12 protein-coding genes are annotated in these 13,930 nt (G+C 60.0%); 8 read left to right on the forward strand and 4 right to left on the reverse strand.

Annotated elements, in window-relative coordinates; genetic code table 11:
* Nucleotides 1-324: 324 nt before the first annotated feature.
* The 5 genes from AC4CS3_RS23620 to AC4CS3_RS23640 all read left to right on the forward strand — a co-directional run bounded on the left by AC4CS3_RS23620 (nt 325) and on the right by AC4CS3_RS23640 (nt 3,524).
* Nucleotides 325-507, forward strand: a complete 183-nt coding sequence (locus AC4CS3_RS23620; RefSeq protein WP_490785490.1) for a hypothetical protein — start codon at nt 325-327, stop codon at nt 505-507.
* 146 nt (nt 508-653) lie between these two features.
* Complete coding sequence (locus tag AC4CS3_RS23625) at nt 654-779, forward strand: hypothetical protein (RefSeq protein ID WP_490785491.1); 126 nt, start codon at nt 654-656, stop codon at nt 777-779.
* Nucleotides 780-860: 81 nt separating this feature from the next.
* Nucleotides 861-1,166, forward strand: a complete 306-nt coding sequence (locus AC4CS3_RS23630; protein ID WP_490785492.1) for a hypothetical protein — start codon at nt 861-863, stop codon at nt 1,164-1,166.
* A gap of 336 nt (nt 1,167-1,502) precedes the next feature.
* Nucleotides 1,503-2,699 (forward strand): hypothetical protein, encoded by a 1,197-nt coding sequence (locus tag AC4CS3_RS23635; protein WP_490785493.1) that lies wholly within the window; start codon nt 1,503-1,505, stop codon nt 2,697-2,699.
* A gap of 675 nt (nt 2,700-3,374) precedes the next feature.
* The gene (locus AC4CS3_RS23640; protein ID WP_490785494.1) at nt 3,375-3,524 is read left to right on the forward strand and encodes a hypothetical protein; all 150 of its coding nucleotides are present in this window, start codon (nt 3,375-3,377) and stop codon (nt 3,522-3,524) included.
* Between the two features lie 1,265 nt (nt 3,525-4,789).
* On the opposite strand, the gene AC4CS3_RS23645 is transcribed toward AC4CS3_RS23640, so the two are convergent.
* Together AC4CS3_RS23645 and AC4CS3_RS23650 are read right to left on the reverse strand one after the other, a co-directional pair.
* Nucleotides 4,790-7,909 (reverse strand): DEAD/DEAH box helicase, encoded by a 3,120-nt coding sequence (locus AC4CS3_RS23645; RefSeq protein ID WP_490785500.1) that lies wholly within the window; start codon nt 7,907-7,909, stop codon nt 4,790-4,792.
* A gap of 357 nt (nt 7,910-8,266) precedes the next feature.
* On the reverse strand, nt 8,267-9,070 hold the full coding sequence (locus AC4CS3_RS23650; RefSeq protein WP_490785501.1) for a nuclease-related domain-containing protein: 804 nt from the start codon (nt 9,068-9,070) through the stop codon (nt 8,267-8,269).
* Nucleotides 9,071-9,204: 134 nt separating this feature from the next.
* On the opposite strand from AC4CS3_RS23650, the gene AC4CS3_RS23655 reads away from it, so the two are divergent.
* Nucleotides 9,205-9,900, forward strand: a complete 696-nt coding sequence (locus AC4CS3_RS23655) for a DUF6994 family protein (protein ID WP_490785495.1) — start codon at nt 9,205-9,207, stop codon at nt 9,898-9,900.
* A gap of 114 nt (nt 9,901-10,014) precedes the next feature.
* Here AC4CS3_RS23655 and AC4CS3_RS23660 read toward each other — a convergent pair whose 3' ends face one another.
* On the reverse strand, nt 10,015-10,950 hold the full coding sequence (locus AC4CS3_RS23660; RefSeq protein ID WP_490785496.1) for a 2-hydroxyacid dehydrogenase: 936 nt from the start codon (nt 10,948-10,950) through the stop codon (nt 10,015-10,017).
* A gap of 412 nt (nt 10,951-11,362) precedes the next feature.
* Between AC4CS3_RS23660 and AC4CS3_RS23665 the strand changes: the two genes are divergently transcribed.
* Together AC4CS3_RS23665 and AC4CS3_RS23670 are read left to right on the forward strand one after the other, a co-directional pair.
* Entirely contained in the window at nt 11,363-11,722 is a 360-nt protein-coding gene (locus AC4CS3_RS23665; protein WP_490785497.1) for a hypothetical protein, read from the forward strand.
* A gap of 128 nt (nt 11,723-11,850) precedes the next feature.
* Nucleotides 11,851-12,825, forward strand: coding sequence for an aldo/keto reductase (locus tag AC4CS3_RS23670; RefSeq protein WP_490785498.1), 975 nt, complete (start codon nt 11,851-11,853; stop codon nt 12,823-12,825).
* A gap of 90 nt (nt 12,826-12,915) precedes the next feature.
* Here AC4CS3_RS23670 and AC4CS3_RS23675 read toward each other — a convergent pair whose 3' ends face one another.
* Nucleotides 12,916-13,524, reverse strand: a complete 609-nt coding sequence (locus AC4CS3_RS23675; RefSeq protein ID WP_490785499.1) for a hypothetical protein — start codon at nt 13,522-13,524, stop codon at nt 12,916-12,918.
* Nucleotides 13,525-13,930 lie beyond the last annotated feature (406 nt).

The following is a 13,930-nucleotide window of genomic DNA, read 5'->3' on the forward strand; positions in this document are numbered from 1 at the left end:
GGATTAGACGAAGTTGCAATGAGCCGCTGGCCTCATCCAACCCTGACACGTAGGGACCCTCCAGATCCCAAGTATTGTTGGGTGGCTGTAGCAATCACTTCATTCCGGCAATTGGGAGGCGCAAGAGCCGCCCAGTTCGCCGTAAAAAGGCTATGTCTGGATTTGCCATCTAAGTGGTGAGACAACGAAAAATACGTGCAAAAACGGCCAATCTACGTGTAATAAAGGCTCCATCTACGTGTCACAAAAGGAGCGTCTACGTGTTTAAGGCCGAAACACGTAGACGGCTGCCATCCCGCTGCAGCTAGCATCGTCGCCGCTCGGATGGCACGTTTCTGGTTCCATCCACTTCAGGTCGGTCCGCTGTTCGCGACCTTCACCTTCGGTCCGAGCATCCTGAAAGCATTCGGAATAGGCGAAGGCAACCTCTACAACCTCGGCTCAGTCACAATCGACCTTGTCTTCCTTGCCGACTGCATTCCGGCGCCGAGGCTGATCGAAACCTGAGGCCGCCGGCCGCTCATCATCTGGTGCTTCGCCATCTTGGCCATCCTGCCCTTCATCCTGGGCTTTGTCCCGCCGGCCCCCTTGGCCATCATTGTGGGCTGCTTGGTGACTTACGCCCTCTTCCCCGGAGGACCCAGCATCCTGGAGTGGCCTACCCGAGCGAAATCTTCCCCACCCACGTCCGCGCCTGCACCGTCGGCATCACCACCGCCGTCAGCCGCATCGATGCCGCACTCGGAACGTTCGCGCTGCCCTTCGGACTCAGCTACTAGGGCATCGGCCCCCATGATTATTGACGCATCACCGCCCTCGGATTCCTGGTCTGCCTCTTCTTGGCCCCCGAGACCGAGGAAATGTCGGTGGCCCAGGCCGACGGCGAAGAAACCGCACAGCTCAACGTCGGCGAACTCTGGCTCAAGTACTTCAGCCCGGGCGGCGAAGTTGGCGAGTACGAGGTGGAAGCCTACCTCCAAGGCCTCCTCTCCCTGCCCGTCCTACAACGCGACCTTCTGGCCATGGCCGCCAACGAGCTCATCGACACATCCTCCCAAGGTCGCGCACCATACTCTGATGAGCTCGGCAGCCCGGATGGCGACTTCCCCAGGAAGGAACCTGGGTCCGGGACGCAGGAACTGCCCGAGTCTGATTCCGGGGAGTAGGCGGCGGGTCGCGTCGTCCGGGTTGAGGCGTACGACGGCGGGCGGCAGCTGGGGGGGTTGCGTTCACAGCGTGGGTGGTTCAGTTACCGAGCACTACGGTGCGGTTCCGAACACGTAGACACACGTGGGGCCAAACACGTAGACGCCGGCTCTTCCACACTGAATTTTGCGATTTTCACACGGAGATTCGCCCAAAACGCACGGAGATTGGACCGATTCCACACGGAGACGGGCTTTCGGAGGTTTATCTTTCTCTCAGGATGGGGCCGTTAGTAGTTCAGCTACTGACCAACTCTCCTAACCAAGCTATGTCAGCCTAACCCTTGGGGGGGGATTATGAATTGGCACCAAATTAGCTGCGTTCTGCAAAGAAAGACAAAAGCTTGTCGAGCGCTTGCAGCCGGAATTATCGCACTTGGGTTGTGCATCGCCCAGCCCACCTCGGCATTTGCAGCGCCCCCCACGCTGGAAGATGCTAACCAGATCTTGGCCAAGACATCGACGAGAATGCAGGTCACGTCGAACTTGGTTGACCCTACAAATGGCGGCGTTGTTGCGCCTGGGCAACCGACCGATACTGGTCAAAAGGCTCACGTTCCCAGCAAAGTCGAACTCTCAGCTTCGGGCACGGCCGAAGTTCTCGTTTCGTCAGGGAATGACCAGAAGAAGCCGGACAGGAAGATCACTGCCTCGTTTGCCCATGGGAAAGCCAAAGTATCCGGGGACACTGCGGTGTATTCAACTTCTGGTGTCGACCGAAAGTTGTATGTGCGTTCCACGCCGAGTGGTGCCGATGTGTTTGTTGCCCTCGGCAGTCCCAAGGCGGATCGGACGGCGGCCTTTGACTACGACCTCCCGTCCGGGTTCACTGTCTCAGACGGAATCCCTGGTTTCAAGAACTTCTACTCGGCTCGAGGCAACTATTTGGGCTCGGTGAAGCAGGGCAGCGCCAAAGACTCTGCGGGCAACGCAGTCCCCACAACAATGGAAATTAGCGCTGCCACCATCACGCAGAAGGTACAACCAACCGGGGCGACTGCGTATCCGCTCGTGATGGCCGCCCCATCGTGGACCTACAACTTCGAGTTCCCACTAGGCTACGGAAATCACGTGGAGCCGTTCAACCTCCTTCGAACGTGCTTCAACTGCTACTTCCCGATCAACGGGGCAACGTCAACGTACCCCTACGTAGGGCAGGTCCTGGATCTGAAGATCCTCGTTGCTGGGGCGATTCAGGTTCCGGCGCCAGTGCAAATTGGTTATGCCGGAAACTTCTATTTCCAATTCACGGCACTGGCAGGGCACTTCGACGGCGAGGGATCGATTATCAATTTCGCCTCGATACCCAAGCCAAACGGCGAGAGGGCCTTGAACGTCAACGCGGCCATCGTCATTGACCGCGTAGTACTCAACGCCGGGAACCAGTACGCCGCACGTGGGCAGTGGTACCAATTTGCAAGCAATATGTGCATGGGGCTTTGGAGGACGAATGCTTCAGCCTGCAACTGGCCTGCGCTCTACCCACCTTACTAACTAAGGAACTGTCGTTGGGGCGTCTAGCGAGACTCCCCAACGACAGTTTTCGTCCGCGGCCACGCCAGTCCACCAACAAGGGCGGCCGCACCCGCCGAAACAAGATTCGTCCACCACGGCCACTTTGAATCCGATACCGAAGCCAAGGTCATAAGGATGAGCAACGTTGAAGCCCCGGTAATTACGGCGGCGATGGCCTTTTCAAGCTCACGTCGAACTCTGGTCAGCCGCCCCACGCCAAGGGTCAACGCAGCAATCAAGTACCCCGACACGGCACCTATCAGGGCGCCGCCGAGCCCGCTGAGTATCGCCAATCCCGGGCCGCCAGACACTCCCAAGAGAAGAACCACCAGCGCATACGCGCAGCCGAACCCAGCCCCAAAGAATAATCCCCTGCTTACTGGTCTGTTCAACGTTCCTCCGTCTCTGGCGAGTTCAGAATGCCGCAAATTCTCAAAGTCTATTGCGTCTACGATAATTCGATTCAGGGAGCCGGTGCCAGCAGGGCGCCCGAGCGCTTCGGCCTGGGCGATGCGACGGCGGACTCGGCTACACGGAGATGGTCGCTTGCGAACACTGAGATTGGCTCTTTTCACACGGATTTTTGGTGAAATCACACTGAGATTCGGTACATCGCACACGGAGACGGCCTCGGCGGGGCTTATTTTGCTGTAGATGGAACTTCTAACACTCTCCGCGGCCGCAATGCTCTTGATCGTTGCCATCATTTCATTCGTCGGCAATCAGCCGACGTGGGTGCTCTCCCTGGCGGCTTCCGGGGCGAGTCTTGCGACATCGTTTGTCTACAGGAAGCAAGCAAAATGACCACCGGGAACGAGAGGTTTGGTCCGAAGCCTGTCCCGCTCGTCGGAACTGGTGGTTCCAAGCCTGATCAAATGCTCGCGAGATCAATAGCAGTAACTTCTGAAAAAGACGGTATACATGAACCTGTCGGTCGTGGTGAACCCAACTGATCCGGATAACCACGTCGTCAGCGACGCCTGGGCTACGCCCGTTTTGGGCATCGTCTATTTCGTGTTGGTAGTCGTCGCGCTTGCATCGCTTATGGCATCAAAGTGGATTCCCGCCCCCAGTCACAGTAGCGATTGCCGTCGGGATCCTTGTGTTGCCGTTTGTAGGCTCAGGTCTCTGGATTGTCTATTCCCAAGTTCGGCACCGTGGGCTCATGCGACCGTCCAAAAGCTCGTAGTGGGCCCGGTCGAATTAGGGCGAGAAATTGGGCGAAACATGGTGATTTCGGAGGCCCGGCTGGCAGGTCGCTCCCAAGGTAGCCACAGCCTCAGAGACATCCCACGCTTATGGATATGGCTTCCGGGTCATGGGCAGGGACACACGGGGGTTGCCGATGGGAGGGTCTGCGATCGCTTTGGACACGAACAACGCCAATGGATTGTCTCGACCGCCCATCCCGAAGAGGTTGTATCAACAATCCTGGATCAAATTGCAGCTAAGTGAACAAGTCCAATTGCACGTTCCAGATACGACGGGAGCCGGACAATGTCCGCCAGACCTAAATTCCCGACCCCAAAAACCGTGTGGGGACGACTTTATCTTTACGGCGCTTCGGTGGGCGGCATGTGGACAGCGCAATGGTTGCTTTACTGTGCGACCTCTGGTTGGTCACCCGAGCCGACTCTAGCCAGCTTGGTGATGTTCAGCATCATCTTCCTGTTCTTGGTCCTTGCCATCATTTAACCCCGGCCAACAAGTCGTTCGGCTTCTGCGAAAGGTCAAGCGGAAACTCTACAACTGAAATCTCTGTGTCGACCGACTCGATGCTGCGGGAAGGGAGCAGCGAATCCGACGTCACGGTCGAGGCCGGACGCTGCGTGAATATCTTCGGGTGCTGGACGAGGCTTCGTCCGACTGCGGAAACCGAGTGATTTTCATCGCCAGTCAACAATCGAAGACTGTTATAGGGACCCAGCACTGGACCATTTCCATGAGGCTGTCTTGATCCTCCGGAGATGTCTAACTGCAATCCAGATAACTGAAAATGTTGGGTCTGTCGCTGACGTCCGGATTTTCATCCATATCGCAAAATGACCGATATTCCTGAGTCCGTTTCGCTATTGCGCGGCCGCAGCCGCCGTCGCAAACACATCCGCCGGCATCGGCCGGTGCAGCTTCCAAGTGATCGCCATCGGCTTCTCGCCTGCGTGTTGCACGTAGTCCACCTGGCCCAGACATGTGTACGGAACGGTCAGCCCCGTCTCGTCCTCTGAAGTATCCCGCGTGAAAATAAGGATCTTTGACCCGTGCACGGCCCTGTCCAAATACCGTCTGCCCGTCGGGCTTCCGGGCGAGGTCGCGTTCTGGGACTCCCAGTGGAACAGCTCCGGGCTGATCGCGTAGTCCTTATACATCGTCGTCGCTGAGTGCTTCTTGTCGTCCTTATTGAGGGTGACAAAGAAGGCATCGGTGGACGTTGCCGGGCACCAGGCCACCCCCTCCCGATGCTGCACATTCTTTCCGAGTTCCAATGACCCGTACTGCAACGCCGCCAGAATTTCCTCCCGTCGGTAGGTCGCGTGCGAGAGCAGCGGAACGTGCTGCAGCCCTGCTCCGAGGCCCTTAGCGGCATGTTTGGACGCCAAAACCCCGAGCTTCACGATTTGGCGGATCTCGCTGCACACAAACTGATAGCCGCGAAGGTAGTCCAAGCCAGCGTCGTACGACGGGAAACCGCCGCCGTCGTCCCAAAGCGTGTAGAACAGCATACGGGCGAAAGTCTGCTCCCGCATGCCGAGCGCTGCGTAGCGGGGTGCGTCGGGGCTTACTAGCGTCGAGTACGCCTCGGCACGTTCCGGATCGTCCACATGGATGAGCGCTGCCATACGTCCGAGGAGCCTTCTCTCGTCGGCATCTGAGAGTTCGTGGATCCTCCCACTGAGAACTGCCTCCAGCGGCGAGAATCCCTCGATCAGCTCCGCCTGGCGGAGGTACCCTGTCCAGGAGTCCCTTGTCGAACGGTAAATCGACTTCACATCGTTTCCGGACTGCTCCAGATAGGCCTGCAGCTCGGTCTCCGCATACGATGCGATGTCCCGAACCAGCTGCGCCCGGTTAAACCGCAGCTGCGCCTTGATGTTGTCCAGCACTACCTTCTGAGCCACCCTGTCCAACACGATTTGCGACCCCGAGGGAAGGTACGGGAACTCATCCTCGACAGCCTTCTCCAGCTCCTTGCGCCCGTAGCCGGTGAGCGCCCGGTAGCGCAGATCAAAGCGGAACTCACGGCGTTGCTGGCCGATGAAATCCATGACGGTCAGCACCGCTTTACCCTCCGCACGGCGCAGCCCACGTCCCAACTGCTGGAGGAAGATTGTGGCGCTCTGCGTGGGCCGGAGCATCAGGATAGTGTCCACCTGCGGCAGGTCCAGGCCTTCGTTGAAAAGGTCGACAGCGAAGATACAGTTGATCTCCTGCCGGCTGAGCCGTTCCAGCGCCGCGGCGCGGCCGGCGTCGTCGGTGCTCCCGTCGACCGCAACGGAGGCGATCCCGGCGCGGTTGAAGACCTCCGCCATGTAGTGGGCGTGCTGAACCGAGACGCAGAAGCCGATGGCCCGCATCTGGTCGGTGCTGGTGACTTTGTCTCGAAGTTCGCGGATCACCTTGGCGGCGCGGGCGTCGTTGCCGGTGTAGAGGTTGTTCAGCTGGCCAGCGTCGTAATTGCCGCGCTTCCATTCCAGTTGGCTCAGGTCGACGTCGTCGGAGACCCCAAAATAGTGGAAAGGCACAAGCAGGTCCGCGTCGAGAGCGTCCCAGAGTCGCAGCTCCGAGGCGGTTCGCCCGTCGAAGAACTGTTTCGCGACGTCGACTCCGTCGCCGCGTTCCGGGGTCGCGGTCAGTCCGAGAAGCTGCTGCGGCCGGAGGTGGTCCAGTAACCGGCGGTAGGTGGGCGCCATGGCGTGGTGGAATTCGTCGATAACCACGACGTCGAAGAAGTCCGGTTTCAGCTGTTCGATGCCGAGGGACGAAAGGGACTGTACCGATGCGAAGATGTGCTTCCACTCCTCCGGTTTATGTGCCCCGACGTAGAGTTCACCGAATGCACCGTCCTGCATAACGTCACGGTAGGTGCGCATCGCCTGTTTGAGGATTTCCTGGCGATGCGCAACGAAGAGCAGCTTCAGATCACGGCCGGCGGCCTCGCACAATCTTTTGTAGTCAAGTGCGGCGATCACCGTCTTTCCGGTGCCCGTTGCTGCAACGACGAGGTTGTGGTTGAAGCCCTTGAGCCGCTCGGCTTCGAGGTCTTCAAGCATCTCCTCCTGGTGAAGGAAAGGCTGGACCTCCAGGCCCGTGAGTGCGTCCGGGGCTGCCGTGCGTCGTCCGCCATTGCGCTCCAGTGCGGCGTCGAGTTTTTCGCCGTCACGCTCCGGGTCGTAGCTTTGGAAAGCCCGCTGTGCCCAGTAGCTGTCGAAGGTGACCTCAAACTTGTTCAGGAGTGCTGGCGTGCCGATGGAGCTGAGGCGGACGTTCCATTCGAGTCCGTCGAGGAGGGCCGCTTGGCTGAGGTTGGAGCTGCCGACATAGGCAGTGTCGAATCCTGAGTTCCTGCGAAATAGCCAGGCCTTCGCATGGAGGCGCGTGGCCTGGGTTTCGTAGCTGATCTTCACCTCGGCCCCGTACCGGGTCACAAGCTCGTCGATAGCCCGCCGTTCGGTGGCACCCATGTACGTGGTGGTGATGACTCTTAGGCGGGCACCGCGTTCCTTCAGTTGCTCGAGTGCGGGTTGGAGCAACCGGAGACCGGTCCAGCGGACAAAGGCGCAAAGAAGATCAACGGTATCGGCGGATTCAATCTCGGTTCGGAGCTCGGCTGCGAGGTTCGGATCGTCTTTGCTGTTTGTGAGGAGGGCCGAGTCGGATAGCGGCGTGGTGGGGCGGCGCAAATTACGGCGCTTTAGAGTATCCGGGCGGTGGAGGGAGCGGAGCTGGGTGGGACCCGGTGCAATGCGGTCCGCATCCCGCAGTTCCTGAAGGAGTTTGTTTGCGAGGCCTACGCGTTCGGTGGGTTCGGCCGCGGCCAGACTTTTGCGGACGGCGTCGGCGACGTGGCGGGACAGGACATCCGCGCTTTCTTCATCTTCGACCGATCCAAAATGAGGTCGTAGCTGAGGAAACTTTGAGAGGCTTGTCATCAGCCTTTCGGTCTTGAGCAGTTCGTATAGACCTTCGGGCAATTGTTCAATTGCCGATCCCCCATTGGATGTGTTCACTGCGCCAGGGTATTTGGTGGAAGCGACAAAGACCAACAACTCCAATTGCGCGGGGTGTCATTTAGCACGGGCCAATGACCATCTCTGGGGGAACTCTCCGAAAGAGGTGTGATTCGGACCGCTCTGACAGCTGCCGGAAGGGAACTGGAAATCTTCTTGGACATGATGATGGCCAACGCGAGCGGTAACGCTCCTATCTGTTAGCCCCGCCTATGACTAGTGCGATAGAGGGGCTTGAGGATCTGCGGCGGGTGCCGCCGGGAGGGCGACCAAATGAACTATTCATGCGTGTGCTCAAGAACTGTGGAGACTGGTGGGACGTCACGCAGACTTGAACCGCGAGGCCACCGACTCACATGTAGCGGCGACATCAACATCGCCGGCTGTCTGCTCTGCAAGCACTTTGGCTAGTCGTTTCGGCCAGAGAACGTGAATGCCCCCGGTGACGAACGCGCCCCCTATCAGGGGCCAGTCGGCTTCGACGAAGCACAGCGCCCCGGTGACCGGCATATCTCCGGCGAGGTCGCGTACGAGCCCGACCTGTTTAAGCACCCCATCGACCAGTTTCGTGCAGTCGCGCCGGCCGACGAGGAGCTTCTCGACGCGTGGCCGAAGGATGCCGCCCTCGATCTTCAGCTCGGGCCGGCCCTTGTAGCGCTTGGCATCGATCACCCAGATCCCTTTGCGGGTTATAGCGATATGGTCAATGTTCGCCTTCGAACCGGGGATGCGGCGGTCATGGAGGACCGCGATGTCGTCGGCGACCAGGGAATCGAGCCGGGCCCCGAGTCGTTCCTCGCCGATCGCACCCTGGTCCCAGGCTTTGGTGCTTTGCCGCTCGTCAGACAGAGCGGCGGCGAGACCACTCAATCGACCCCATTTCTCCCGGAGCCTCTCCTCATCCTTGGCCTTGCGGCGCTCGTATTCACGCCGAGCCGACGACCCGGCTACCCCGGACTCGGTGAGCGATGAATGTTCACCAGGTGGTTCGAGTTCCGGGGACTTCGCCTCGGGGACGCATTCCAGGCAGCGGACGGACTTCGTCTCGCTCTCATAGATTGCTTCGGTCCCGGTGGGAAGAGAGGCATCGCACACCCGACACGCTCCGGCGTACCGGAGCCTCATCTGCTTCACGAGGATGCACTCTGGATCACTGGCAAGAACCCGGTCTGCTTATAGATCACGGCGGTTAGGCCGCGTATGTACTTTGCCATGGCTCAATCCTCACCCGCGTCGGCAGTTCCTGCTAGTTTCAATTCATGGGCGAGCTGAACGAGATCGACGTCGACTACAACTTCTTCGATGACACTCCGGCGGGCAAGGACCCCGACAGTCACAGCCCCACGCTCCGGCGATACCACCAGCTCCTATGGAGCAAGCCGCTCCCTGACGGGCGGCCGTTCGAGCTTCACGCCGGGCGCGCCCGCTCACCGTATCTTGTGTATGAAGCAGACGGCACAAGAATTGTTCTCGGAAGCGACACGATTGCGACGCGGCATCGGAGGAAACTGAGCCACCTCTACGCGCAGCTTCCAGACGAGGTCAATGATGCGTTCCTGCGACGCTCGTACACGATCTGCGGTTTCATGATCTTCCCGGTCTCGCGGGGCAGTCTCAACCAGAATCGGGGCACTCATCCGCGTATCCAAGACCGATGGGACTTGACCCTCGAATCGATCCGGCGCTTTTACGAGGGTGGCACGAGTCCTTTGGCCACGACGATAGATCGCCATGAAGGCTTCTTTGCGCTGTTCGGCTCCTTCGCCGGATACATCGATCATTTCCATCTCGGCGACTTCGTAGATGCCAACGGTGCAGTGCGCTTCTTGCTCCCCTTCGACAACTTCGTGTCGCCGGCGCTGCCCTCTGACCTGCCAACCTACGCGCGTTACCGCCTAGACAGTCTCGAATTATTTGAGGCACGCCGCCTGCGCATCCTTAACGCGACGAGGTAGCAGCCTCACACGAACACAGAGACCGAGGTCGGTCCGATTACAGGACGAGCCACGGCAACGACTGCCATTGCGGCCACTTCGCTCAGCCAGAACCGTAGTTGCCTTCTCAGCCCACTACCCAGCCACCGATTCCGCACCCAGCACCACATTCACCGGCGCCTCGCCAGCCGGCAGCAACGAGATCTGCTTCTGGATCAGCCGGACCATCCGAGGGAACATCGCGGAGCTTGCCCCGCCCACATGGGGCGTGATCAGCACACCAGGCACCGTCCACAAAGGATGGTCGGCCGGCAGAGGCTCCGGGTCGGTCACATCCAAAGCGGCGCGTAGACGTCCCGAGGACGTCTCCCGCAGCAAGGCTTCCGTGTCCGCAACCTGGCCCCTGGCCACGTTCACCAACAGCGCGCCGTCCGGCATGGCCGCGAGGAACCGAGCGTCCACCAGCCCACGGGTGTGCTCGGATAGGGGTACGCTGACCACCACGATCTCGTGCAGCGGCAACTGGTCATACAGAGTGTCGATGCCTAAGATCCGTCCGTGGTCATCCTCGCGTTCTCGGCTTGCCATCCGCGTCACGTGCGTTTCGAACGGCAAGAGCCTGGCTTCAATGGCCTTCCCCACTCCCCCGTAGCCAAGCAGGAGAACCCTACGGTCCGCCAAACTTGGGCGCAGGCCGTTGGCCCATGTTCCGGACGCCTGGTTTCTGACAAAGTCCGGAATCCCCCGCTGGCTGGCGATCATCATCCCCATGGCGAGTTCCGCCGTCGACGGCTCATGGACCCCGGCCGCGTTGGCGAAAACGCAACCCGACGGCAAGACGTCGGCGACGCCGTCGTACCCTATCGATTGGCTCTGCACGAGCCCGACCGTCACGCCATTCAGCGCCGTGAGTGCGTCCGGCCGGCCCATGTAGGGCGGCACCAGTAAGTCGAAGGCGTCCGCGGGGGCTGGACCAGTCAGGTCCCACATCACGAACTCGACGTCGGCGGATGGTTCCATGGCGTCCAGGAGTTTCTGGTCGGGCAGGCACACCCGCAGCCGGGCCGTCACCGCGCCACCATCAGATTGACCTTCGCAGCACGCAGCGCAGTTCCGCTCATTTCCCTATTCCTGTTCCCGTTGCGGGTCGATTTAGCCAGACGGCATCTCGTGTTCCCACACCAATGTACTTTCCCGCCGCGGTCCTGCGGCCCGTTCGGACATCAGCACCGGTGGGGCCAAGTCCGGGACAACGCGTGGGACCCGGGCCTATAGTGTGGCATGACCGGGAAGCAAGCCAGGATGAAGCGTCTGCTGACAACCGCCCTCGGCTGTGCCGTTAGCGCCGCTTTTGCTTCGATCGCCCTGCTGTCGCTCGACTGGGAAAACCCAACTCACTTCCCATTTTCTTCATCACTTTGGTGGCCGCTTGGATAGTTGGGTTAGTGGCAACCCGCGCGGCTAACCGACTCAGGTTCAGGCTATGGCGACGGCGCGGATGGACGGATTCTGGATTCGTTCGCCCGAACCATTGCCCGGCGGCGTGGCCAATGGCTGGGTGCGGGGCCTGCTTTCCGTCCGCGCACCGCTTGTTGACTTCGTGGCAGACAAGTCTCGGAACGGATCATGGGTCCATCCAGCTACTTTCCTCGTGAATGGCCGAATCCCCGCAGACCGCAGGCACCTGGAGCTGTGGGATTTCGCAGAAGTCAAATTCGGCCCCGGTTTCCGAGTGGTTTCACTCCAGACCACACGCGGACCCATCGATGTCGCCGGGTATCCCGAAGCCCTCGACCAACTTGATGCAGAACTGTTCGGCCAATCCGGAGTTGCCAGTCAGTAGGTTCGCCGCTCTCCCTGCCTCAACGTTGTCCCTCCTCCACCGACCTGCCTATAGTGGCCCTACCCGCACCCCTCTCTGAGCACCGTCCTGCCGTCCAGCACGTTCTGCCACCTACAGGAGAGAACCCCATGGAAAACCGCACGCTTGGTTCATTGACCGTTTCTGCCCTCGGCCTCGGCTGCATGGGCATGAGTGAGTTCTACGGCGAGGGGGACGACCGCGAATCCCTTGCCACCATCAACGCCTTCCTCGACGCCGGCGGCAGCCTATTGGACACCGCCGACATGTATGGGCCCTTCACCAACGAGAAGCTCGTCGGCAAGGCCATCGCTGGCCGCCGCGCCGATGTCGTGCTGGCCACGAAGTTCGGGAACGAACGCCGCGAGGACGGATCCTTCCTGCGCGTCAATGGCACCCCCGAATATGTCCGCTCCGCCTGTGACGCTAGCCTTCAACGCCTCGGCGTCGACCACATAGACCTGTACTACCAGCACCGCGTGGACAAGACCGTCCCCATCGAAGACACCGTGGGCGCCATGGCCGAACTGGTCCAGGCCGGAAAAGTCCGGCATCTGGGGCTTTCCGAGGCCGCACCAGACACTATCCGCCGCGCCCACGCCGTGCATCCCATCACCGCATTGCAGACCGAGTATTCCCTCTGGGAACGGGAGCCCGAAACGAAGGTCTTTCCGGTCCTGGCAGAGCTGGGCATCGGGTTCGTTCCCTACAGCCCGCTCGGCCGCGGTTTCCTGACCGGGCAGATCCGCAGCGAGGCCGACTTCGCGGAAAACGACTTCCGCCGCCACTCCCCTCGCTTCCAAGGCGAGAACTTCAAGCGCAACCTGGAACTCGTGGACCAGGTGAAAGAACTCGCCGACCAGAAGGGATGCACCCCCGGACAGTTGGCCCTGGCTTGGCTGCTGGCACAGGGCGAGCACATCGTCCCGATCCCCGGCACCAAGAAGCGCGAACGCCTGGCCGAGAACCTCGGGGCCACCGCCGTCGAACTCTCCGAAGATGATCTGAAGCGCCTCGACGAACTCGCCCCGGCAGGGTCCACTGCCGGAGCGCGCTACCCCAACATGGCCAGCATCGACGTCTAGACACTGGCAAGCGAGGGCGGCCACCATGTTATCCGTGCTGGCCGCCCTTGCTTATGCCGATGATTGCCTAGCGTCGTTATGAATCTGCCCCTAGAGGGCCCTAACGAAAGATCTTACAAGGAGGTCATCCGGGCTGTAGTTTTCTGCCCAAGCCGCGAAACTCTCATTGATCGCCATGATATTTATGTTGACGCAGAAGGTGCCGTTATCGGTACCACTAAGTCCCGACGAGATACGCGGACAAAAGTCTTTACGCTCATCAATCATGGCAAAGATTCTCTCCAGGAACTCCTGGCGGTCTGGGCTAAGGAACCACTCGGTTGGCGCATGAGGGTCCGACTCTGAGTATCTAGAGGCTGCTCCCGCCCAGGTGTCGAGCCAGTGCTCGGGAGGATCGAGCACTGCGTTGGCTTCGATGCACATGCCTCTGAGAATGCCACGAATGGTATGCCAAGAGCCCTCGGCTCCGCCGAACTGCCGTTCTTGCGTTCCCAAGCCCGTGACTCTGATTCTGTTTGGCGTCGAGTCCCATTCGGCTTGTTCCCTCAAACTGGTGTGCGGTTCATCGGGGTGAAGTCTCGGACGCGCATAAGTGTGCCCGTCGGTTCCGGTGAACAGACGTCCACATACTTCCACCGAGGAACCTTCGCGGACAGGGCGCAACTGCTGGCCGCTGGTTGTTTCGCTCTCTGCCTTCATAGGACGTCGCGACCTCCGATTCGTTTAGACAGAATCAGGAACCAGAACCCAAAGCGACCAGCGGCCGGCGTTGAAAGAACCTGGACGATTCTGAAGACAGCGATAGTCAAGAATATAACGGTGCGTATAGAGGATCGGGAAGGAGGCCCTTTTGCACGTCCCCTCGCTGTACAAGTTGTCTTGCCAGACGTTCCAGACCTTGGCGACCTGCGGCTCCGTAGTTGCACCGACAATCGGAGCGGCCGGAGCCGCAGTCGACTCGGTGGTGGCGGCCCGGGCGTTGGCGGCGTTGGTGCCCGAGAAAACCAGAACTGAAGATAGTGCGATTGAACAAAGGATCTTACGACCATTAGGGGCTCTTCGCATTTAGGCATGGTTGGTCTGTTTGATTCGGTAGGGGCGGTGG

Source organism: Arthrobacter sp. SE2 (assembly GCF_058244265.1).

What these genes read in the sequence shown, in the direction of transcription:
- AC4CS3_RS23640 (WP_490785494.1), top strand. Translation starts at nt 3,375, where the DNA reads ATGGAACTTCTAACACTCTCCGCGGCCGCAATGCTCTTGATCGTTGCC.
- AC4CS3_RS23620 (WP_490785490.1), top strand. Translation starts at nt 325, where the DNA reads ATGGCACGTTTCTGGTTCCATCCACTTCAGGTCGGTCCGCTGTTCGCG.
- AC4CS3_RS23675 (WP_490785499.1), bottom strand. Translation starts at nt 13,524, where the DNA reads ATGAAGGCAGAGAGCGAAACAACCAGCGGCCAGCAGTTGCGCCCTGTC.
- AC4CS3_RS23670 (WP_490785498.1), top strand. Translation starts at nt 11,851, where the DNA reads ATGGAAAACCGCACGCTTGGTTCATTGACCGTTTCTGCCCTCGGCCTC.
- AC4CS3_RS23635 (WP_490785493.1), top strand. Translation starts at nt 1,503, where the DNA reads ATGAATTGGCACCAAATTAGCTGCGTTCTGCAAAGAAAGACAAAAGCT.
- AC4CS3_RS23650 (WP_490785501.1), bottom strand. Translation starts at nt 9,070, where the DNA reads ATGAGGCTCCGGTACGCCGGAGCGTGTCGGGTGTGCGATGCCTCTCTT.
- AC4CS3_RS23665 (WP_490785497.1), top strand. Translation starts at nt 11,363, where the DNA reads ATGGCGACGGCGCGGATGGACGGATTCTGGATTCGTTCGCCCGAACCA.
- AC4CS3_RS23655 (WP_490785495.1), top strand. Translation starts at nt 9,205, where the DNA reads ATGGGCGAGCTGAACGAGATCGACGTCGACTACAACTTCTTCGATGAC.
- AC4CS3_RS23630 (WP_490785492.1), top strand. Translation starts at nt 861, where the DNA reads ATGTCGGTGGCCCAGGCCGACGGCGAAGAAACCGCACAGCTCAACGTC.